Origin of the sequence: Flavihumibacter rivuli (assembly GCF_018595685.2) — a bacterium.
In the GTDB taxonomy this organism is placed as follows: Bacteria; Bacteroidota; Bacteroidia; order Chitinophagales; family Chitinophagaceae; genus Flavihumibacter; species Flavihumibacter rivuli.
Window position 1 is genome coordinate 3,119,441 of record NZ_CP092334.1, and the last position, 20,551, is coordinate 3,139,991.

At 45.9% G+C, this 20,551-nt stretch carries 15 protein-coding genes; 10 read left to right on the forward strand and 5 right to left on the reverse strand.

The features are described 5' to 3' along the window. The first annotated feature begins 7 nt into the window (after positions 1–7). The 3 genes from KJS94_RS13310 (at position 8) to kdsB (ending at position 2,118) form a co-directional block, all read left to right on the forward strand. Positions 8–412, forward strand: coding sequence for a putative signal transducing protein (locus KJS94_RS13310; RefSeq protein ID WP_214447975.1), 405 nt, complete (start codon positions 8–10; stop codon positions 410–412). Between the two features lie 75 nt (positions 413–487). Further along, on the forward strand, positions 488–1,306 hold the full coding sequence (locus KJS94_RS13315) for a sterol desaturase family protein (protein ID WP_214447976.1): 819 nt from the start codon (positions 488–490) through the stop codon (positions 1,304–1,306). Positions 1,307–1,401: 95 nt separating this feature from the next. Further along, positions 1,402–2,118 carry a 3-deoxy-manno-octulosonate cytidylyltransferase gene (kdsB, locus tag KJS94_RS13320; protein ID WP_239804166.1) on the forward strand — a complete coding sequence of 239 codons (717 nt, stop codon included), beginning with the start codon at positions 1,402–1,404 and terminating at the stop codon, positions 2,116–2,118. Positions 2,119–2,233: 115 nt separating this feature from the next. Here the strand turns inward: kdsB and KJS94_RS13325 are convergent, their stop codons facing one another. Continuing rightward, positions 2,234–2,740 (reverse strand): DUF2480 family protein, encoded by a 507-nt coding sequence (locus KJS94_RS13325; protein WP_214447977.1) that lies wholly within the window; start codon positions 2,738–2,740, stop codon positions 2,234–2,236. A gap of 165 nt (positions 2,741–2,905) precedes the next feature. Beyond that, a complete protein-coding gene (locus KJS94_RS13330) occupies positions 2,906–5,017 on the reverse strand; it encodes a peptidylprolyl isomerase (RefSeq protein WP_214447978.1) in 2,112 nt (703 codons plus the stop codon). Positions 5,018–5,769: 752 nt separating this feature from the next. Between KJS94_RS13330 and nadA the strand changes: the two genes are divergently transcribed. After that, positions 5,770–6,786 carry a quinolinate synthase NadA gene (gene nadA, locus KJS94_RS13335; RefSeq protein WP_214447979.1) on the forward strand — a complete coding sequence of 339 codons (1,017 nt, stop codon included), beginning with the start codon at positions 5,770–5,772 and terminating at the stop codon, positions 6,784–6,786. Positions 6,787–6,830: 44 nt separating this feature from the next. Continuing rightward, positions 6,831–7,916 (forward strand): lipase family protein, encoded by a 1,086-nt coding sequence (locus KJS94_RS13340; RefSeq protein ID WP_214447980.1) that lies wholly within the window; start codon positions 6,831–6,833, stop codon positions 7,914–7,916. Between the two features lie 48 nt (positions 7,917–7,964). Here KJS94_RS13340 and mnmG read toward each other — a convergent pair whose 3' ends face one another. Further along, positions 7,965–9,833 carry a tRNA uridine-5-carboxymethylaminomethyl(34) synthesis enzyme MnmG gene (mnmG, locus tag KJS94_RS13345; protein WP_214447981.1) on the reverse strand — a complete coding sequence of 623 codons (1,869 nt, stop codon included), beginning with the start codon at positions 9,831–9,833 and terminating at the stop codon, positions 7,965–7,967. A gap of 663 nt (positions 9,834–10,496) precedes the next feature. Next, a complete protein-coding gene (gene ybeY, locus KJS94_RS13350) occupies positions 10,497–10,940 on the reverse strand; it encodes an rRNA maturation RNase YbeY (protein ID WP_239804167.1) in 444 nt (147 codons plus the stop codon). Between the two features lie 25 nt (positions 10,941–10,965). On the opposite strand from ybeY, the gene KJS94_RS13355 reads away from it, so the two are divergent. The 3 genes from KJS94_RS13355 to KJS94_RS13365 are packed head-to-tail and all read left to right on the forward strand — an operon-like array spanning position 10,966 to position 12,831. Then, positions 10,966–11,223: a FeoA family protein gene (locus KJS94_RS13355; RefSeq protein ID WP_239804168.1), complete on the forward strand. Its 258-nt coding sequence runs from the start codon at positions 10,966–10,968 to the stop codon at positions 11,221–11,223. Between the two features lie 53 nt (positions 11,224–11,276). After that, a complete protein-coding gene (gene nadD / locus KJS94_RS13360; RefSeq protein WP_214447982.1) occupies positions 11,277–11,846 on the forward strand; it encodes a nicotinate (nicotinamide) nucleotide adenylyltransferase in 570 nt (189 codons plus the stop codon). A gap of 46 nt (positions 11,847–11,892) precedes the next feature. Next, positions 11,893–12,831 carry a serine hydrolase gene (locus KJS94_RS13365; RefSeq protein ID WP_214447983.1) on the forward strand — a complete coding sequence of 313 codons (939 nt, stop codon included), beginning with the start codon at positions 11,893–11,895 and terminating at the stop codon, positions 12,829–12,831. Between the two features lie 59 nt (positions 12,832–12,890). Here KJS94_RS13365 and dgt read toward each other — a convergent pair whose 3' ends face one another. Beyond that, entirely contained in the window at positions 12,891–14,267 is a 1,377-nt protein-coding gene (gene dgt, locus KJS94_RS13370) for a dGTP triphosphohydrolase (RefSeq protein ID WP_214448279.1), read from the reverse strand. An 89-nt stretch (positions 14,268–14,356) separates the two neighbouring features. Between dgt and KJS94_RS13375 the strand changes: the two genes are divergently transcribed. Next, the gene (locus tag KJS94_RS13375) at positions 14,357–17,659 is read left to right on the forward strand and encodes a UvrD-helicase domain-containing protein (RefSeq protein WP_214447984.1); all 3,303 of its coding nucleotides are present in this window, start codon (positions 14,357–14,359) and stop codon (positions 17,657–17,659) included. A 13-nt stretch (positions 17,660–17,672) separates the two neighbouring features. Beyond that, complete coding sequence (locus tag KJS94_RS13380; protein ID WP_214447985.1) at positions 17,673–20,537, forward strand: PD-(D/E)XK nuclease family protein; 2,865 nt, start codon at positions 17,673–17,675, stop codon at positions 20,535–20,537. Positions 20,538–20,551 lie beyond the last annotated feature (14 nt).

Below are 20,551 nucleotides of genomic sequence, written 5' to 3' on the forward strand. Positions count from 1 at the left end.
CACTCGAATGCAATTCATCCAGCTCGGTTCCTTTGATAATTACCTTGAAGCCAATATGCGGCTTAACCTCCTGAAGGATGCAGGGATCAATTGTTACCTGAAGGATGAGTACACCATTACCATTGATCCATTATTGAGCCCGGCGATCGGCGGGATGAAACTGATGGTGGTCGAAGAGGATGTTGAATGGGCGAATGAAGTCCTCAGTAAGGCAGACCAGGCGGCATTGGGATCCATCCCTTGTCCCGATTGTGGTCAGCATACACTAGAAAAAATACTGATCCTTGAAAAAGAGGAAGGATGGCTATCCCGTATCCTCCATAAAATCAACGGCTCCAGTCCGGTCACAGCATTAAAGTATGGTTACCGTTGCAAGTCATGCGGTAAGTCTTACGACCATTTACCCGCATGATTATCATCAAGAATCCTGTACAGGTTCAACTTTCTTGCCCCGGCTGAATTAATTTAAGGGTCAATATCTACCGCTATGGAAAGATTCATGGAGTTCTGGACCACTATTTCTTCGGGCAACAGGGTCGCCATCCTGATGGGGGGTATGTTGTTCTTCTGGATGCTGGAAGGCTATTATCCCCTTTTCCGGTTTTCTTTTAAAAGGCTGAAGCATGCCGGTTTTAACCTGGTCTTCCTCGCGACCACCCTTGTTCTAAACCTCATTTTTGGTATGGTCACAATCAAGGTTTGCCAATGGACAACCGACCATGATTTTGGCCTCTTCAACTGGGTCACCATGCCCCTGGTCCTCGAAATTTTCCTTGCCCTTTTATTCATGGACCTTTTCGGCCAATATATCCCCCACTGGTTAATGCATAAGGTTAAGTTCATGTGGAAATTCCATATGATCCACCATAGTGATACCAAGGTTGATGTAACCACAGGTACCAGGCACCATCCAGGGGAATGGTTGTTCCGTGAAACCACTGCCATCCTAGGTATCTTCTGCCTCGGATTGCCTGTTGGACTCTATTTCCTGTACAGGAGTACCTCCGCTTTGTTTACCCATTTCAACCATGCCAATATCAGGGTGCCGCTCTGGCTGGATAAACCCATCAGCTGGTTATTCGTTTCACCCAACATGCATAAGGCACATCACCATTTTGAAAGACCATTGACCGATACCAACTACGGTAATATCTTTTCCGTTTGGGACAGGTTGTTCGGCACATTTGCCTATGCTGATCCCAGGACCCTGAGGTATGGGTTGGATGTGCTGGATGACAGTACCGACCAGGACCTGATGTACCAGCTGAAACTACCCTTTGATAAAACAGTAAAAACAGATTATTAGTCATCCTCCGAAACCCGTTGTGTCCAACGGGTTTTTTTATGCCTATCCATCAATAGCTTGTTCGCTTACCTTTGTGCCTACCAAATAAAAGCAGGATGAAAAAAGTTGCGATGATACCCGCCCGTTACGCGGCAACGCGGTTCCATGCGAAACTGATGCAACAACTGGGCGATAAGACCGTGATCCGCCATACCTATGATAATACGGTTGCCACAGGTTTATTTGATGAGGTTTGGGTGGTTACGGATAGTGATATCATTTACGAGGAGATCGTGAATAATGGCGGAAAGGCAAAGATGAGCCAGCGGGAACATGAAAGTGGTAGTGACCGCATTGCAGAAGCTGTGGTGGATATGGATGTTGATATAGTAGTGAATGTTCAGGGCGATACCCCATTTGTAAAAAAAGAACCATTGGCCGCATTGCTGGATGTTTTCAATGATGCTTCCGTACAGGTAGCCTCACTGATGCAGGAATTAAAGGAACCACAATTCATCGAAGACCCCAACTATGTAAAGGTGGTGGTGGACAGGAATATGAATTCACTTTTCTTCAGCAGGAGTGTTGTTCCCTATCCACGCAACAAGGAAATGGCTATTACCTACTATGAGCATATTGGTGTTTATGCATTTCGCAAGCAGGCCTTGCTGAATTTCACCCAATGGCCGATGACCCCATTGGAAGCGGCTGAGAAAATTGAATGCCTGCGCTACCTGGAATACGGGGTTCCCTTAAAGATGGTGCTTACAGATTATATGGGGGTGGAAATTGATACCCCTGAAGATATTGAGAAGGCCTTGAAGCTGCTATAATATCAGGTGGGTAATTATCCGCTGGATGCCTTTACTGTTGCAATCTTTGTTGCATTTATAGATCGGCCTTTTCAAAATGAACCAATAAAAATGCCTGGTGGCTACCAGGCATTTTTTATTTCTTTTTATAGACAGGAACTGTGCTACACGGTTCACCATACATAATGGTCTTGGCCACCGGTCGCAATAATTTTGTTACTTCCAGATAGGCATACTCTCCAATCGGGGTATCACCACAGCCCTTCACTACCACCCTCTTGTCTTCGAGGGAATGGGTATCAATTTGCCTGATATTCTGGAGAAAACGTTCCTTCAATAATTCCTCAGCACTGCCCAGGTAAACATCCTTGGCAAATGGTTGCAGGTTGGATGCTACCAGCATGTAGGCCCATACGGGAATGATGGCATCAGCCGAACAGGTAACCGCCACCAGTTTATCCTGGTAAACAGTCCAGTCCAATTGTTTCATGGCTTCCCTGAAATCCTTTTCTTTCAGGATCAGTCCCATGAACAGGTATTCCTTAAGATCAAAGACAACGATCTCTTCCTTAGGGTAAAAAGTTTCCAGGTCCAGCGTGACCAATCCGCTTTCAGCAACCTTATTCACGATCACATCACTCATGGTTTGCTTTTATTTGAATAACAAAATTAGCCATTAAAATGTTAGCCCCAAGCCAATTAAAAGACCTGCGCTTCCGGCAATAGCCCTTGGTTTTGGTGGCCATCCACAAAAGAAAAGGCGAACCTTTCGGTCCGCCTTCCTGTATGGATTCAACTTTGTTCCGGATTAGAAGAATTTCGCACGGTCGTCCTTCACCACAGCTGATTTGCGCAGGGCTTCCATAGAACGGAATCCACCCATCTGGCGCAACTGGTTCATCATGGCCTTACGCTGCTCATCAAGATTGATGCCGGCGTCAGGCATGGCGCTCACGTTATCCACCTTGATCACAAATACACCTGAGTTTCCGGCCACGGGAGCAGAAATCTTTGCTTTGTTGTCCTTGTTGAAAGCAGCGCCGATCACTTTGGGTTCCTGGCCTACATTGGGAATAAATGGAGAGTTAAAGCGAACGGAATCTGACCTGAGAACGGTTTGTTGGTTGGCAGCTGCAATGGCTTCCAGTGTATTGGCATTCCCGATCTTCTTACGAATCAGTTCCGCCTTCTTCTGGTTGCGGATCACGAACTCAACCTGTGGGCGTGCCTTGGCAGCACTGATAACACCTTCTTTATTCGCTTCGGTCAATAAGGCAACCACATACTTGTCATCAATATTGATGGGTTCAGAAACATCACCCACTTTCGCCTCATTCATCCAGCGCACCAATTGACGGCTGGCACCCAATCCCGGAACCATTACATCATTGGGCTTAACATCTGAAGCGATCAGCTTATTCAGTTTGCGCTTGGTAATATTGTCTTCAAATGCCTTGGCGCTGCGGCTTTCACCGGAGAACTGGTTAGCAGCACCTGAAGCAGTGTTCTCAGTTTCCACACTGGGCAGGATGGCGCGGGACAGGTAAGCCACCTTATATCCCAATTCAATATTCTTCTGGTTAAGCACCTCTATATAATGGTAACCAAAACTAGTCTTCACAACTTTCTTTTCACCGGTGGTACCATAGAAAATGGTTTCAGCGAATTCCTTTGCAAGGTTGCCGAATTGCTGGGAGCTGAATTCATATTCACCACCCTTATCCTTGCTTCCCGGATCTTCACTGTACTTGGATGCGAGTGAAGCAAAATCAGCACCACCTTTAATGGCAGCAGCAATGCTATCGATCCTGAGCTTGGCAACACTGTCAGTATTGGCTTGTGTGCTTACCAGGATGTGACGGCATTTTACGCTATCAGGGATAGAACGCTTGCCAATCATTTTAGCCAGTACATAAGAACCACCATCCAGGTAAGGTCCGTAAACAGAACCATCAGCCAGGCTGCGGATGGTATCAGCATTTGGAACCTGGAGTTTTGATTTCAACACATATGCATCAAAGTATGGGATGTCACTGTTGTTCCTTGTCAGGAAAGCTGCTGGATCGTTGCTGGCAAGGAAATCGTTGCGCAGGTTTTCCAGTCCCTGGCGGGTAGCTGCAGTATCGGCAGCAGTAGGTGCAGCACTGAATACTACATAGGCAATGCTCCTGCTGGGTTCCTGCTTGAATTCTTCCTTCCTTTTATTGATATAGGATTCAATATCACTATCAGATACCTTTACCTCAGCAGCGCTATCACTGATGGTAGCATAGGGAATACCAACAAAACTCATGGAGGCCATTTGGTTATTGTCGGCATTCATTTTCTCCATCATCCACTTGGGTATATAATAACTATTACCCAGTAAGGAAGCATATTTCTCCCTCAACCTGGCATCTACCAGGGCAGGCAGGTAAACGTTATTGAAATTTTCAGCAAGGGGATTATCCTTTTGCTTGCGCAAGTTGGCGATAGCGGCTTTTGCAGCATTGGCATCGTACACGCCCTGCTCATTGGTGAATTGCTGACGCAGGTCCTGCGGAGGATTAGCACCAAACAAAATATCATCCAGTTCCTTAGGAGTCACTGATAAGCCAAGCTTACCATATTGCTCTTGCAGAACATTCTCTTCAATGAATTGGTTCCAAACCTGCTCCTGCACATTCTGGCGCATCATTTCATTCATGGGATAACCGCTTTGCTGGTATTGCTCCTCAGCCATTTGCACCCTTTTCTGAAATTCTACATAGTCCAGCTTTTCTCCATTAACAGTTCCGATAGTGGTGCTGTTTCCACCGAAAAGCCCACGGCCGCCCCTACCTACAAAAGCGTCCATTAACAGGAATCCCAATAAGCTCAGCGCAATTACGCCAAATACCAGCCACGCTGCTTTGTCCCTGATTTGCTGAATGATTGACATGGTTCTAGTTGAATTATATGTACGGTTGATAAAAAATGAGTGGCGAAAATAAGGAAATTCACCATATGAACAAATTGTGGAAAAGGGCCTGAAATTCGCATCAATTCTACATTTCATGGATTCCAATTTGCCGGGAAAAAGCATTTCATAACTAAATAATATATAATTTTATTATAATGGGTTGGTAGGATAATTTTCTTTTTACCAAAAGAAATATTTCCCGGCATTATCCTTTTGATTGGTTTATCCTTGTGGATTATTGGCCATTTTAGAGTGGCCCCGGCATGTTCCACGTCACTGACATATACAAACGAAAATGATATGGTCGGTAGGATGCAGGTTTCAGGTGGTGACAGGAATCGTGAAACCTGTTTTAACAAGTGGATGTTGATTTCTATGGATTCCGGTGAATAACCCTTCTTTTGTTGATCGGAAAATGGGGATTCAGGTGGGATAAATCAGGGACACGGAAGGGAGTCCAGGCAGGTAGGTGGAGAAAGCCGGGTTTATTCCACATAGGTTCACATCCGGCTGAATGGAATTCTTTTCCCAACGATTATTCATCCACAGTTGTTGATAAGCTGATGAAATATGCGACTGGACTAGGTTGGTTACTGTTGGATTTTTGTGGATAACTGTGGATAAGCCAGTAATTTTGACAATTCCAAAGCTTTGTAAATCATTATATCCCCAAATCCACAGCCCTAATAGTAATAGGTTATTTTAAAATAATAGAAATAATATTAGTTATTATGTCAGTTATAAACATTGAATCTGCGAAGACAAATTTGGAAACTGTAGGTTTTTTGGACCTGCCGGTGGATCCCACCATGGATCTTTTCCAGGAGATCGAGCGGATCAAAAAAGAAAAGAATGCAGTGATCCTCGCGCATTATTACCAGGAGCCCGATATCCAGGATGTTGCGGATTACATTGGGGATAGCTTGGGACTGGCCCAGCGCGCGGAAAAGACCGATGCTGATATTATTGTTTTTGCAGGTGTTCACTTTATGGCAGAAACGGCCAAGATCCTGAATCCTACCAAGAAGGTTCTGTTGCCTGATCTTAAAGCCGGATGTTCCCTTGCTGATTCTGCTCCCGCTGACCTGTTCCGTGCTTTTAAGGAAAAGCACCCGGATCACCTGGTGGTATCCTATATCAACTGTTCAGCTGAGATCAAGGCATTGAGTGATATTATTTGTACCAGTAGTAATGCGGAAAAGATCATTGAAAGTATTCCAGAAGACCAACCGATCATTTTTGCCCCGGATAAGAACCTGGGTGCTTACCTGAATAAGAAGACTGGTCGGAATATGGTTTTGTGGAATGGCGCCTGTATGGTCCATGAGATCTTTAGCCTGGAGAAGATCACCAAATTAAAAGTGAGGCACCCGAATGCCAAGTTGATCGCGCATCCTGAATGTGAGGATCCTATCTTAAGGATCGCAGATTATATAGGTAGTACTACCCAATTGTTGAAATATACCCAACAGGATAGTTTCGGTGAATATATCGTTGCAACGGAAACGGGTATCCTTCACCAAATGCAGTTAGCAAGCCCAAATAAGACCTTTATCCCTGCACCACCTGATAATAGCTGTGCGTGTAATGATTGTCCCCACATGAAGCTTAATACGCTGGAGAAGCTATATCTATGCATGGAGTATGAGGTACCAGAGTTGGTGATGGATGAGAACCTTCGTGTTGCGGCCAAAAAGCCAATTGAGCGGATGCTGGAAATTTCCAGGGCAGCCGGATTGATAGGATAATACTATAGCGCCTTAAAGGCGCTTTTTTTAATTCATGATTGCTTATGAAAGTTTGCTGGACCATTTTATTTTTTCTCCTGCCCTTTCTTAGTTTAGGTCAGGCCTTAAAGCCAGGTTTTGACGTGAAGGAATACCAGGAGATCTTAGGTTTGATTGATAACCAGAATGCCTTCTTTGATACCCTAAGTAAGCGGATACCGGTTGGGGAGGGGTACAAATTCGTGTATAAAAGTTCGGAGGTTGGTTTAAAGAACCAATGGAATTATTGGCGTCGCGATGATGGAACAGGTGTTGTGGTGATTAGGGGTACTGTTCCAGACCAGGTTAGTTGGTTGGAGAATTTTTATGCTGCCATGATACCTGCAAAAGGAAAACTTCAGATCAATGACAGTACCGTGTTTGAATACCAGTTTGCTGATGATAGCCGAGCTGCGGTTCATGTTGGCTGGACTATAGGTGTGGCCCATATTGGACCTGCTATTGCCAAAATGATGGAGGAAGAATATAAGAATGGGATAACGGATTTTATCATCTGTGGCCATAGTCAGGGAGGTGCCCTTTCTTATTTGGTCAGGAGTTACCTTGAATATAAGTTACCGTTCAGGAAGGATATCAGGTTAAAGACTTATTGCAGTGCAGCTCCCAAGCCTGGTAACCTTTATTTCGCCTATGATTTCGATTTTATGAATAAGGGTGGTTGGGCATTCCGGGTGGTTAATGCTGCTGATTGGGTACCGGAGACGGCATTTTCCATCCAAACCTTAAAAGATATGAATCCTGTTAATCCATTTATGGATGTTACCAGTTCGCTTAAAAGCCAGAAGGCTTTAGTAAGGTGGTATCTGAAAGGCGTTTACAATAAGATGAACAGGTCAACCTTAAAGGCTGAAAAGAAATACCGAAAGTACCTTGGTGATATGGTAAATAAGCAGATCAGGAAGGTGCTTCCTCAATTGAAGGAACCTGATTACGTCAATAGTTTAAGTTATATGCCTGCTGGTGTGCAAGTTGTTCTACCCAATGAACCAGCTTATTTCGAGAAATATGTCTTTACCGGCAAGAATATCTTTGTTCATCATGGGTTACGGCCATATCTGGAATTGTCAGGGAAATACTATTTAAATAATTAATAATCAATTAATTATAATAAAAAAGAGAAGCATTGCTTCTCTTTTTTATTATCTACCCATGTACACCATGAGGATCTGTACATCGCTGGGATTGATACCACTTATCCTGCTGGCCTGGCCTAATGTCCTTGGTTTTATTTTTTTTAGTTTTTCCCTTGCTTCATTACTGATGGCTGCTACCCTGGTATAATCAAAGGTTTCAGGGATCTCCAATGATTCCATTTGGTTCATTCTTTCTACCAGTTCCCTTTCCTTTTCGATGTAAACATCATACTTCAATTGTACTTCTGCCTGCTCTATTGTTTCCCTGTTGAAACGGTTCAGCGCAGTGGCTAATGCAGGCATGGCATTGGTCATTTCTGAAAGGTTGATATTTGGTCTTAGTAGAAGCTGTGCTGCTTTTTGTTTTTGGTTAAGTGGAGCTGATTGTTTTTCCTGCAGGTAATGGTTGGCTTCCTGTGGATCCAGGGATAGTTCCTGTAGGATCGCGATGATCTCTTTTGTTCCGGTTTTCTTGCTTTCTACCAGTTGCATCCTGTCTTCAGTTGCCAATCCGAGTTGGTGGCTTAATGCTGTTAGACGCAGATCAGCATTATCCTGTCGCAGTAAGGTCCTGAATTCCGCCCTGCTGGTGAACATGCGGTAAGGTTCTTCTGTACCCTTGCTGATCAGGTCATCGATCAAAACCCCAATATAGGCATCACTTCTTTTCAGGATTAGGGGGTCCTGTTCCTTTACTTTGAGGTGGGCATTGATCCCTGCCATCAAACCCTGGCAGGCTGCTTCTTCATAACCTGTCGTTCCGTTGATCTGTCCAGCAAAGAAGAGGTTCCCAATCAATTTTGTTTCCAGGGAGTAACGCAATTGGGTTGGTGGGAAATAATCATATTCAATCGCATAACCTGGTCTGAACATCTTAGCCTGCTCAAATCCGGGTATACTGGTTAGGGCTTTGTACTGTACATCTTCCGGTAAAGAGGTAGAAAATCCATTCACATAGATCTCAACGGTATTCCATCCTTCCGGTTCTACAAAGATCTGGTGCCTTTCCCTGTCTGCGAAGCGGTTGATCTTATCCTCGATACTTGGACAATACCTTGGTCCTACCCCTTCTATCCTGCCGGTAAACATGGGACTTCTATCGAAACCTGTTTTCAGTAATTCATGGGTATTGGAATTGGTATAGGTGATAAAACAACTTCTTTGTTCTTCCGCACTTATCCGCTCAACGGGAAGGTAAGAGAAGCCAATGATCTCTTCATCCCCCTTTTGTTCTTCCATTTTTGAGTAGTCGAGGCTCCGTCCGTCAATCCTTGGTGGGGTACCTGTTTTCAATCTGTCTGCTTCAAATCCCAGTTCCACCAGTTGTTCCGTTATTCCGGTTGCAGCCTTTTCCGCTACCCTTCCCCCACCGAAGGTCTTTTCACCAATATGGATCACCCCGTTCAGGAAGGTTCCACTGGTTACCACAACTGCTTTCGATTGGATATGGTGACCAAGTCCAGTGATCACTCCACAGGCCCTACCATCCTTAATGATCAGGCCTTTTACCATATCCTGGTAAAAGTCAACATTTGGGGTTTTCTCCAGCATTTCCCTCCAGGTTGCTGCAAAGAGCATCCTATCGTTCTGCGCCCTTGGGCTCCACATGGCAGGTCCTTTAGATCTATTCAACATCCTGAATTGGATCATGCTTTTATCAGTGACGATACCAGAATAGCCACCCAATGCATCGATTTCCCTTACGATCTGTCCTTTGGCAATACCACCCATTGCGGGGTTACAACTCATTTGGGCAATGGTTTGCATGTTCATGGTTACCAGTAAAACCCTGGATCCCATATTTGCGGCTGCAGCCGCAGCTTCACAACCTGCATGTCCAGCGCCTACTACTATAACATCATAATCTGGAAACATTCAAATAAGTATTAGGGTGCAAAATTACAATTGACTTTTGGATATTATGGATGGTAATCCTTTTATTGATGTTCCACGTGAAACACCAAAGAATTAATGATGAAGTTTGTTCCACGTGGAACAGAATGATCAAATTTCCGGATACCAGGATCCTTATTACAATTGTTTACCTATTTGTTCCACGTGGAACAGTTAGGTATCGTATTGTATTACTGTTATTTGGCTTAAAGGTCTGATTGTGTTGGGTTCCTGGAAGGTTGAAGCATTTAAGCGAGCCTTTGTTTGTTATTCGCTATTGTTCTTTAGCCAGACTGGTATTCCTGGTTGGGTAAATGGCTTTATTATCCCAGGATAGATGGATCTTTTCAAAGAGGTATAATGGGCCTTTCTGCTTTGACTATGGATAAGATTTCCTTACTCTAAAATTGTTGCCGGTCAGGCTGGTTAGTTTCTTTACTGGCTGAGCTGCCTGCTCTACTTACCCCACTCCTACTTAGCCGGGTGTTGCTTCATTGCTATAGTGTGGAAGAGTGGATGTGATGGTTAGATATATTTCCCTGTTTATGCAGGCCTTAAGGCGAATGGCGATCCTTTTGTTTATGGTTGCATCTATTTGTTCCACGTGGAACAGGGAGATTTACCTTTCGATCTGAAAAGGAGAGCTTACTTACCAAAGTATAGCTTAAGGTATTTATCCTCCATCTTACGCATCAATATCTCTTCTTGCTGGGTTTTATCCTTGTACCCACATAGGTGCAAAGCGCCATGGAAGATCACCCTGTGCAGTTCATAGGAGAAGGTTTCATTCAGGTTTTGGGCATTATCCCTCACCCTGTCGATGCTGATATAAATTTCCCCGGTAGTACCCTGGCCGGGAGCAGAAAGGTCGAAGGTGATGATATCGGTATAATAATCGTGCTGAAGGTAATTACGGTTGATCTCCAGGAGGTACTCGTCGGAGCAGAAGATAAAACTCAAACCTTCCAGTTTCTTTTTCTCTTTACGGAAGAGTTCATTCAGGAAGCTTTTTACTTCATTTCTTTTAGGAAAATGAAAACGTTGGTCCAGGTAGTGGAACTGAATATTATCGGTAGCTTTGTTCATCATTTCCAAAATTCGTAAAACATTCCCAATGGTGGAGCATAGCTTTGAGGCTGTTATGATGAAACGCTTGTCAGATATCGAAGTAGGTAAAACAGTGGTGATCAAAAGTTTTGAGAATAATGATATTTTCCTGAAGTTGATGGAAATGGGATGTGTTCCCGGGGAGAAGATCAGGATTGACCAGGTTGCGCCATTGGGTGACCCGATCGCTATTACAGTTTCTGGCTATAACCTGAGCCTCCGCCTGGATGAGGCACAGAATATCTTTGTCGAAGAAATCAACTGACCAATCTAATTCCCGCAATAGGTTCCTTCAAGCTTTTCCCAGCTACCAGCATCATGAAAATCGGATTATACTTTGGTTCCTTTAATCCTATTCATATAGGGCATTGCATCATCGCCAACCAAATGGCGACCCATTCCGACCTTGACCAGGTATGGCTGGTGATCTCACCCCAAAACCCTTTCAAGCCTTCTGCCGGATTGCTGAATGAATACCATCGGCTCCACCTGGCCAAACTGGCCATTGAAGGAGCAGAGGGTTTAAGGGCATCTGATATTGAACTTCACCTTCCCCGTCCCTCCTATACTATTGATACCCTAACCTACCTGCAGGAAAAATTCCCCCAACATAGTTTTGCCATTATCATGGGTAGTGACGGGCTGCAGAACCTTAGGAAATGGAAGAATGCTGAAGTGTTGATTCGCGACTATGACCTTTATGTCTATCCCCGTCCTGGCTTTCCTATCGATCCCCAAATCTCATCCCGTTTGCACACCATCAATGCCCCCCTGCTGGATATCTCCGCTACTGCTATCCGTCAAATGATCAGGCAAGGCGAGGATATCCGCTTCCTTGTGCCGGAACCTGTTCGCCTCGAGATCGAGCAAAATGGGTACTACAAATAAGATTCTTTAAGGTAAATGTCTATATTTATCTCATAACCAAAACGTTATGAAGAAGATCGCATTGCTGCTCATTTCTTTTGCCTGGCTCTTCCCCAATGCCATGGCCCAGGATACCAACAAATATGATAAACAGTTGGAGCGAAAAATGGCTGAGCTATTCAAGGGCTTCAATGGCCAGGCAGGGGTATATGTGAAAAACCTCCGGACAGGGAAGGTTGCAGCCATCCATGCGGATACCCTCTTCCCCACCGCCAGTATGGTCAAGATCCCCATCATGATCGGCATTATGGATAAGATCAATAATAAGGAACTGGGCTATCACCAGGAATTAATATATAAAGACTCTTTATTATATGAAGGAGAGGATATCCTGGGCTCCTTCAAGGATGGCGAAAAGATAGCCCTGGCCAAGGTATTGATGCTGATGCTCACCACCAGCGATAATACCGCCAGTCTATGGCTGCAGGCATTGGCCGGTACCGGTACCCGCATCAACCAAATCCTCGACAGCCTGGGTTTTCAAAACACGCGGGTGAATTCCCGGACACCCGGCCGTGAAGAGAACCGCAGGCAATTTGGATGGGGACAGACCACTCCCCGTGAAATGGTGCGCTTGATGGAGTTGATCTACCTCCGGCAAATGCTTTCCAATGATGCTTCTGTTCAGATGCTGCGGATGTTGGGAAGGAACTACTGGGATGAAGAGGCTATTTCACAATTTCCACCGGATGTATTCATTGCCTCAAAGAATGGAGCGGTAGACGCTTCGAGAAGTGAGACCATCCTGGTGATGGCACCTCATGGACCATTCATCTTTTCCATCATAACCAAGAACCAGCAAGACCGGAGCTGGTCCAGTAACAATGAAGGATGGGTGCTCGTCAGGAAAATGGCTAACCTGCTTTGGCAATACTTTGAACCGAAATCAAAATGGAAACCGGTACTGGGCTTCGATGGTAACCCCAGCGTAAAAAGAAATGATTGATAAAAAAACCACAGGAGCCCCTGTGGTTTTTTTTTACTACCAGTAATGGTTTATAACGATCAGGTATGCGTTGGCAGTGAAATACCTTTAAGGTTCTTATACAGTTCCATGGCATAGGAGTCGGTCATGCCGGAAATAAAGTCAATTACCGATAATGCCTTTTCATAGGCAGTTTCATTTTCACCCCGGAATTGGTTGGGTAACAACTGCAGGATCTTCCTTTCCTTATGCGAGGCCTTTTCCTGTAAGATGGCAGGAATGAATGCACCCAGCAAGGAACTCATCACTTCATAACCGGCCAACTCGATCTTTACCACTGTTTCATGGTTGTAGATCTTCCTGATGGTCACTTTGTTGATCGCCTCCAAAGCCTCCAGTGACCTGGCTTCTATTCCATCGATAAGGGATCGGTTATAGCTTCCCGTTAGTAATTCCGCATTGTTCCCTACAAATACTTCGGCGCAGCTGTTTGCCAGGTAATTGATGCATTTTGCCCTGAGGTAGGCCAGCTGTTCGCGCGGGTCATTGTCCAACTCCTTCAGGGTCTTATGGATCCTATCCATCTTATCCCATTTGCTGGTTTCCAGCAAGGCCAGGAAATGTCGAATGGCTGTGTCACTATCAATGATGCCTAAACGATGCGCATCCTCCCAATCGATCACCCGGTAACAGATATCATCGGCTGCCTCTACCAGGTAAACAAAGGGATGTCTTTTATAGATCAGTGGATCGGTATCCTCACAGGTCATACCGAGTTTTGCAGCCACTTCCACAAAAGCATCCTTGTCGGCCTGGAAGAAACCATATTTCTTGCGGTTCAGGTATTTCTTGTCGCTGCCGATACTTTCGCATGGATATTTGGCTATGGCTGCCAAGGTGGTATAGGTCAGCTGGTAACCGCCTTTCTGCCGGTTGGCATAATGGTGGGTCAGGATCCTGAAGGAATTGGCATTGCCTTCAAAATTGGTAAGGTCCTTCCACTCCTTCTCCTCAAAATGCCCAATGAGCGGTTTCCCACCGATCACGGTTCCTGCATGTTGTTCAAAATAAGAACTGATGGCCGCTTCCCCAGAATGCCCAAAGGAAGGGTTGCCGATATCATGTGCCAGGCAGGCAGCCGCGATCACACTGGAAAGGTCAGACTGGTAGAAGAGTTTTGCCTCATCACTTAGTTCACTACCCAGTTTCTCCACCAGCATATCCCCTACGATCTTCCCCAATGACCTGCCTACACTCGCCACTTCAAGGGAATGGGTAAGGCGGTTGTGCACCAGGATCGGCCCGGGCAAGGGAAATACCTGTGTCTTGTCTTGTAACCTCCTGAATGCGGCAGAGAAGATCAGCCGGTCGAAATCCCTTTCATAGGGAGTCCGCACCGTTGAAGAAATGAATCCCTGCCCATATCGTCCATGTGAAAAACAATTGTTCCAATTCATGCGCTTCATTCTATGGCCCAAAGATGAGAAAATGCTGCTGGTTATCTGCCCAAAAATGAGGTAATTTGAATCCTTCCATAACCAACCTTATGCCCGAAAAAGAATTTACCCTCCCCCTTCATATCTACAGGGCTTCAGCCGGTTCAGGAAAGACCTTCCTGCTGGCCTCCCAGTACCTATGCCTGCTCTTTGAGCAACCCCATAAGTACAGGGAGATACTTGCGGTAACCTTTACCAATAAGGCCACTGAGGAAATGAAGCACCGTATCCTGGGCGAACTGCGGAAAATTGCCAAAGGGGAAAAGACCGACTATGGAAGCATTATCCTGGAGAGGTTTCCCGAATTGGCAGAGGGCAACCAGCTGGCCATGAAGGCTGACCAGGTCTATAGGGCTATCCTTCATGATTATGCGAAGTTTTCTGTTAGCACTATTGACAGTTTTGTGCAGCAGGTGATCCGCTCCTTTGCCTATGAGATCGGCCTGGATGCCGGCTATGAACTGCAAATGAACCAGGATATTGTAAAGGAGGACCTGGCCGACCGGTTGTTTGAATTATTGGAGACGAATGATGAGTTATTACAATGGGTCCAGAAAATAGCCCTTGAACGAATCGAGAATGGACAGGCCTGGGACTTCAGGGGTGAGATGCTCAATTTTGCAGGTGAGATCTTCCAGGAGCGGTTCCACCGCTTTGAAGCCAATATGCGCAACCTCGAAGATCCGACAGCAGCCTTTGAAAGCCTGAAAGCGGGCCTGCAACAAACCATCAGACAGATGGAAGAGCCGATGATGGAATGGGCGAAGAAGGCCCAGTCCATCCTGAAGGCTTCTGGCTTGGAACCGGAAGTTTTCAGTTACGCAAAATCAGGATTCATCAATTATTTCAATAAGGTTATCCAGGACAAGGATTTCAGCCCCAGTAAAAGGGTAATGGAGGCATTGGATAACCTGGACAGGTGGACTAAAAAAGATACAGATGAATCCACCAGGTCAAGGGTTGCCGCAATTTACCCGCAATACAATGAACTGCTCAACAAGGCGGTTGATCATGTAAGCGAACATATGCTTACTTACCAGACTGCGAAAGTTGTCCTGGCCAACCTGAATAATATGAACCTGCTCAGGATCATGGCTGAGCAACTGGCGGATTACCGTAAGGAGAACAATGCCCTATTGATCTCGGATACCCAGCAATTATTGCGGGAACTGGTAAGTGATAATGACGCGCCTTTCATCTATGAGAAGATCGGCAATCGTTTCCAGCATTTCCTGCTGGATGAATTCCAGGACACCAGTAGTTTCCAGTGGGACAATTTCAAACCCCTGGTAGAACAGTCCGTATCAACGGGTCAATATAACCTGATCGTTGGGGATGTCAAGCAGTCCATCTACCGCTGGCGTAATGGCGATTGGCGATTGTTGCAGGAACAGGTGAAAAGGGATATCGGTGATGTGTATGTGAAAGAGGACAGCCTCAAGGAGAATTACCGGAGCAGGAAGAACATCATCAGTTTCAATAATTACCTTTTTCATTGTGCCCCCAAAATCCTGCAGCTGGATTTCAACAATGAGATGTCCCAGGTTTCAGATGAGGCGATCCACCATCGGCTTCAATCCAACCATTACTATGACATCATTGGAACCGCCTATGAAGATGCAGCCCAGGAAATGCCTGCCAGCGCAAAGGATGGCGGGGTGGTGGATATCCGGTTCTTTGCCAAGGATTCGCGATCGATCCATTCCTGGAGACCCGAAGCAGAAGAATGGTTGTGTTCCCTGATCGATTCATTGATCGTGGAAAAAGGAATTGATCCTGCCCAGATCACCCTGCTGACAAGGAATAATAAAGATGCACGCTACCTGATCGACCTCCTCCTTCAATACCAGCAGACCACCAAGGCCCGCGCTAGGTATGGTTTGATCTCTACAGATGCGCTCGTCATTAATGCTTCCCCGGCCATCCAGTTATTGCTTGCAGCCTTAAAATACCTGATCAACGATAAGGATAACCTGGCACTGGTGGAGCTGGTGCAGGCAAATGCTTACAGGCTGGGACTTGACCTGAGTAACCTGGAATGGTACCGCATAAAAACTGACCATGCCCTGGCGCAGTTACCAGAGGCTTTTTCAAAAAGAAGGCACTACCTGCTGGAAACAGGATTATATGAATGTGTGGAAGAATTGATCAGCATATTCTCCCTGGATAGCTGGACAAGGGAACAAGCCTATGTATTGGCATTCCGGGATATGGTGAACAAGTTCAGTGTGAAAGGAAGGGCCGATATCCGGGAATTCCTGGAATGGTGGGCTGATGAAGGCGAAAAAAGGGCCCTGCCCATGTCCTCTTCCGCCAATGCCATCCAGGTGATGACCATCCATAAATCCAAGGGATTGGCGTTCGATGTGGTCATCGTACCCTATGCAGATTGGAAGTTACAGAATGACCAGGGCAGACTATGGTGCCAATGGAAGGTAGAAGGATCGCCCATTGAAGTGGTCCCGGTTAGTATCAGTAAGTCACTAGCGCAAACCCATTTCGCTTACGACTATTTTGAAGAACAGCTGATGGCAAGGATGGATGCATTGAACATGTTGTATGTAGCGCTTACTCGTACCCGTCAGGCCATGTACATAATGGCACCAATGCCTTCCGAGAAATCAGAAAAGGAAGGCAGTATCTCAACAATTGGGGATTTGCTGTACCATTCCCTCAAACAATCGGCAAGCTCCCTTCCAAAGGGGCAGGAGGATTATTCTGCCAATTTTGAATCGGGAAAACTTTGTATAGACGGTGAAATTACCGGTAATGGTAAAGGCAATGCCAGCGAAGACGCACTTGTACTGCAACCCTTCACTGCACATCCTGAATTGCTGAAAGACCTAAGGGAGCCGGCCAGGCATGAGCTGATCCTGCAGTTGTCCACCAATGACCAACAGAAGATTGGCCAGCTAGCCCACCTGGCACTTGCTAAGATCAGCCATCCGGATGATGCAGGTACCGTACTCCAGAAAATGCAGATGGAAGGTATCATCACCAGCCAGTATTATGAAGAAGTCAGGGAAAAAGTGATGCAGGCCATGAATAACCAGCAGCTGAGGCTATGGTTCAGTGAAGCATATGAAGCCATCAATGAAAGGGCTATTCTAATAAAAGGCGGTGATACCAGGAGACCCGATAAAGTATTGGTGGGTAAAGAGGAAACGATCCTGCTGGACTTCAAGTTTACCCAGGAAGAATCACCCGGTCATGCCAGGCAGTTAAAGCAATACCAGGAACTACTGCAACAGATGGGCTATCCCGCTGTGAAATCATATGTTTATTATGGGTTTAACCAATCGCTCGTTCCATTGGCACATTTAGCAGTTGAACAGGGTAATCTTTTCAGTTGAAAAAAGCGGAATTATGTTTTTACAAACGGTAGCGAGCCAGTTATACCAGCAATACGGTAAGGATATTTCCAGGTTTGCCTTTGTGTTCCCTAACAAAAGGCCGGCTGTCTATTTTCGGCATTACCTGGGAAACCTCATCGACAAACCGATCTGGAGCCCTGAATTATTGACGATCCATGAATTCATTGGGTTGTCAACCAACAGGCTTCCGGCTGATCGCTTATTACAATCCTTCCTGCTATATGATGCATTCCTTGCAGTTCTCCAGGAAGATGGAGAAACGGATATCCCAACCTATGAGCGATTTTACTCACTGGGTGAAATCTTGCTGAATGATTATACTGAACTGGAGTCGAATATCATTTCCATTCCCGACCTCTACAGTAATATGGCAGAGCTGGCGGCGATAGAGAAAGGCTTCGACTACCTAACAGCGGAACAGCAGGAATACCTTAAACGTTTCTGGAAGAATTTTTCAACGGAGAAACTGAGCAGGCAAAAGGAAAAGTTCCTGTTGCTTTGGAGAAGGCTACCCAGGATCTTTGAACGGTTTGGTGCATTGCTGGAAGAAAGGCAGCTGGTCACCATGGGTACCATATACCGAAACCTTGCTACGGGTAAGCATGATAATGCCGTATTCCTCGACAAGTTTGAAAAGATCGTCTTTATCGGTTTCAATGCCTTGAACCGTGCTGAGCTGAGGCTCTTCACGGAATTGAAGAATGATGGTAAGGCCCTGTTCTATTTTGATGCCGATAGTCATTATATAGATGACCCCTTGCAGGAAGCAGGATTGTTCCTGAGGAGAAACCTGGGGCTCTTTGGTAATGAAGCACCGGTGGAAAACAATATCAACAGAACCGACAGGACCATCAGGGTCATAGCGGCCGAGGGCAATGCGGCGCAGGTAAGGCTTCTTCCTCAGCTACTGAAAGAGATACCTGACCTGGCTAAAGCACCGGAACGTATAGGCATCCTGCTGGCTGATGAACAGCAACTGATGCCGGTACTACATTCCCTGCCGGATGGGATCCCCTTTATCAATATTACCATGGGCTACGGTATCGCCCAGTCTCCTGTTTTTTCATTGATCACCACCATCATTAAGGTGCAGGAATCATTGGAACAACAGTCAGGGAAGAGGATCTACTACCAGTACCTGTTGCAACTATTGCAGCATCCCTACTTTTACCAGGTTGACCAGGCGGCTGAATTGGTAACGGAAATCAACAAACGAAGTTTGGTATCCATACCTGTTGAGAAATGGGAACAGGTTACGGAGAAGCGATTGAAGCAAATATTACAGCTTGTCCAGCAGCCCATGGATATCTTTGGGTTGATCAGGAATGTGCTGGAAGTACAGGCAAGGGAACCGGTCAACGGTGCGATCGGTGCCCTCGAATTACAGTTGTTATCATCCGCCTATTACCAGCTTAACCGCCTGGAGGACCTGCTGAAACAATTCAAACATCCCCTTAGCCTGGAGTTCATTGGTGAAACCATTACGAATGTTATGAGGACCCTCAGTGTTCCATTGGAGGGTGAGCCACTCAAAGGGTTGCAGGTGATGGGATTACTGGAGAGCAGGGGACTCGACTTCGATCACATTATCGTATTGAATGTTAATGAAGGGGTGCTACCGAAAAGAGCGGTAGCCCCAACCTTTATCCCCGATAGCATCAGGAGGGCTTATGGCTTGAGTGTGATGGAAAAGCAGGACGCCATCTTTGCCTATGTGTTTTACCGCTTGTTGCAACGGAACAGTACCATGGCCTGTTTGTACAATTGTACGGTAGATGAAGCCGGTCCCGGCGAGCCAAGCCGCTTTCTTGCACAATTGGAGTATGAGACCAGGATACCGTTCATCCACCAGCAACTATTGGTGAACGTAGCACCTGAGGCCAAGCCTCCCATTTCCATCATCAAGGATGAAAAGGTAATGACCTGCCTGAACAGGTACCGTAAAGTTGCCCTTTCCCCTTCTGCGATCAATAACTATATCGAGTGTCCTTTAAGGTTTTACTTGAAGCATGTGGTCGGTATTGATGAGCCCGAAGGTTTCCAGGATGAGATCGACGCAAGGGTGATGGGAAATATCCTCCACAAGGCAATAGAACATTTATACGAGCGTCTGGCTGCGGGCAAGAATGGATCCCGTGAGGTAACTGCTGCTGATATCGATCTACTCGATCAATGGGCCGATGAGGCCGTGGATGGTGCGTTTGGAATGGAACTGGCAGGGGAGTTCGGCTACCCGGTACAGTTCACGGGAAGCTATAAGGTGATCAGGGAAGTGATCCGCTATTATGTGCGTGAGGTATTGTATTATGACAAGAGATACGCTCCTTTCACGATCGTTCAACTGGAGAAGAAAGCCCTGGGAAATTTTAGCTTTGTCTCGAACGGGAAAGCAATGGAGATAAAGATCGGGGGGATAATTGACCGGATCGATAAGAAGCAGGGGATTTACCGGATCATCGATTACAAGACCGGTAAGGATAAAAAGGATTTCAAGTCTGTGGAGGGTTTATTTGACCCGGAAGAAAGGGAAAGGAACAAGGCCGCCCTCCAGACCATCATCTATTCGCATGTGCTGAAAGCAGAACTGCCGCAAGGAACCCCTGTGGTGGCTGGTCTATATGATGTCAGGAATATGAAGAAGGATGGGGAAGGTTTCGATTGGAGGTTCAGGGAGCAGGCAGGAAGGGGGAAAATGGAACCCATTGATCACCAAAGGATGGAAGAACTGGTTAAGCTGACCATGGAGAAACTGGAGGAAGTAGTGGCTTCCATCTTTGACGAGCGGATACCTTTTGACCAGACCACGCATATTGAAAAATGCCAGTACTGCACCTACAAGACCATTTGTGGTAGGTAAATCCAAAATGGCAG

Bases quoted from the DNA above. Each gene is read 5' to 3' on its own strand.
- KJS94_RS13325 (WP_214447977.1), bottom strand. From the start codon at position 2,740: ATGAGTGATGTGATCGTGAATAAGGTTGCTGAAAGCGGATTGGTCACG.
- KJS94_RS13330 (WP_214447978.1), bottom strand. From the start codon at position 5,017: ATGTCAATCATTCAGCAAATCAGGGACAAAGCAGCGTGGCTGGTATTT.
- KJS94_RS13310 (WP_214447975.1), top strand. From the start codon at position 8: ATGCAATTCATCCAGCTCGGTTCCTTTGATAATTACCTTGAAGCCAAT.
- dgt (WP_214448279.1), bottom strand. From the start codon at position 14,267: ATGAATTGGAACAATTGTTTTTCACATGGACGATATGGGCAGGGATTC.
- nadD (WP_214447982.1), top strand. From the start codon at position 11,277: ATGAAAATCGGATTATACTTTGGTTCCTTTAATCCTATTCATATAGGG.
- KJS94_RS13380 (WP_214447985.1), top strand. From the start codon at position 17,673: ATGTTTTTACAAACGGTAGCGAGCCAGTTATACCAGCAATACGGTAAG.
- kdsB (WP_239804166.1), top strand. From the start codon at position 1,402: ATGAAAAAAGTTGCGATGATACCCGCCCGTTACGCGGCAACGCGGTTC.
- KJS94_RS13315 (WP_214447976.1), top strand. From the start codon at position 488: ATGGAAAGATTCATGGAGTTCTGGACCACTATTTCTTCGGGCAACAGG.
- ybeY (WP_239804167.1), bottom strand. From the start codon at position 10,940: ATGATGAACAAAGCTACCGATAATATTCAGTTCCACTACCTGGACCAA.
- mnmG (WP_214447981.1), bottom strand. From the start codon at position 9,833: ATGTTTCCAGATTATGATGTTATAGTAGTAGGCGCTGGACATGCAGGT.
- KJS94_RS13375 (WP_214447984.1), top strand. From the start codon at position 14,357: ATGCCCGAAAAAGAATTTACCCTCCCCCTTCATATCTACAGGGCTTCA.
- KJS94_RS13340 (WP_214447980.1), top strand. From the start codon at position 6,831: ATGAAAGTTTGCTGGACCATTTTATTTTTTCTCCTGCCCTTTCTTAGT.
- nadA (WP_214447979.1), top strand. From the start codon at position 5,770: ATGTCAGTTATAAACATTGAATCTGCGAAGACAAATTTGGAAACTGTA.
- KJS94_RS13355 (WP_239804168.1), top strand. From the start codon at position 10,966: ATGGTGGAGCATAGCTTTGAGGCTGTTATGATGAAACGCTTGTCAGAT.
- KJS94_RS13365 (WP_214447983.1), top strand. From the start codon at position 11,893: ATGAAGAAGATCGCATTGCTGCTCATTTCTTTTGCCTGGCTCTTCCCC.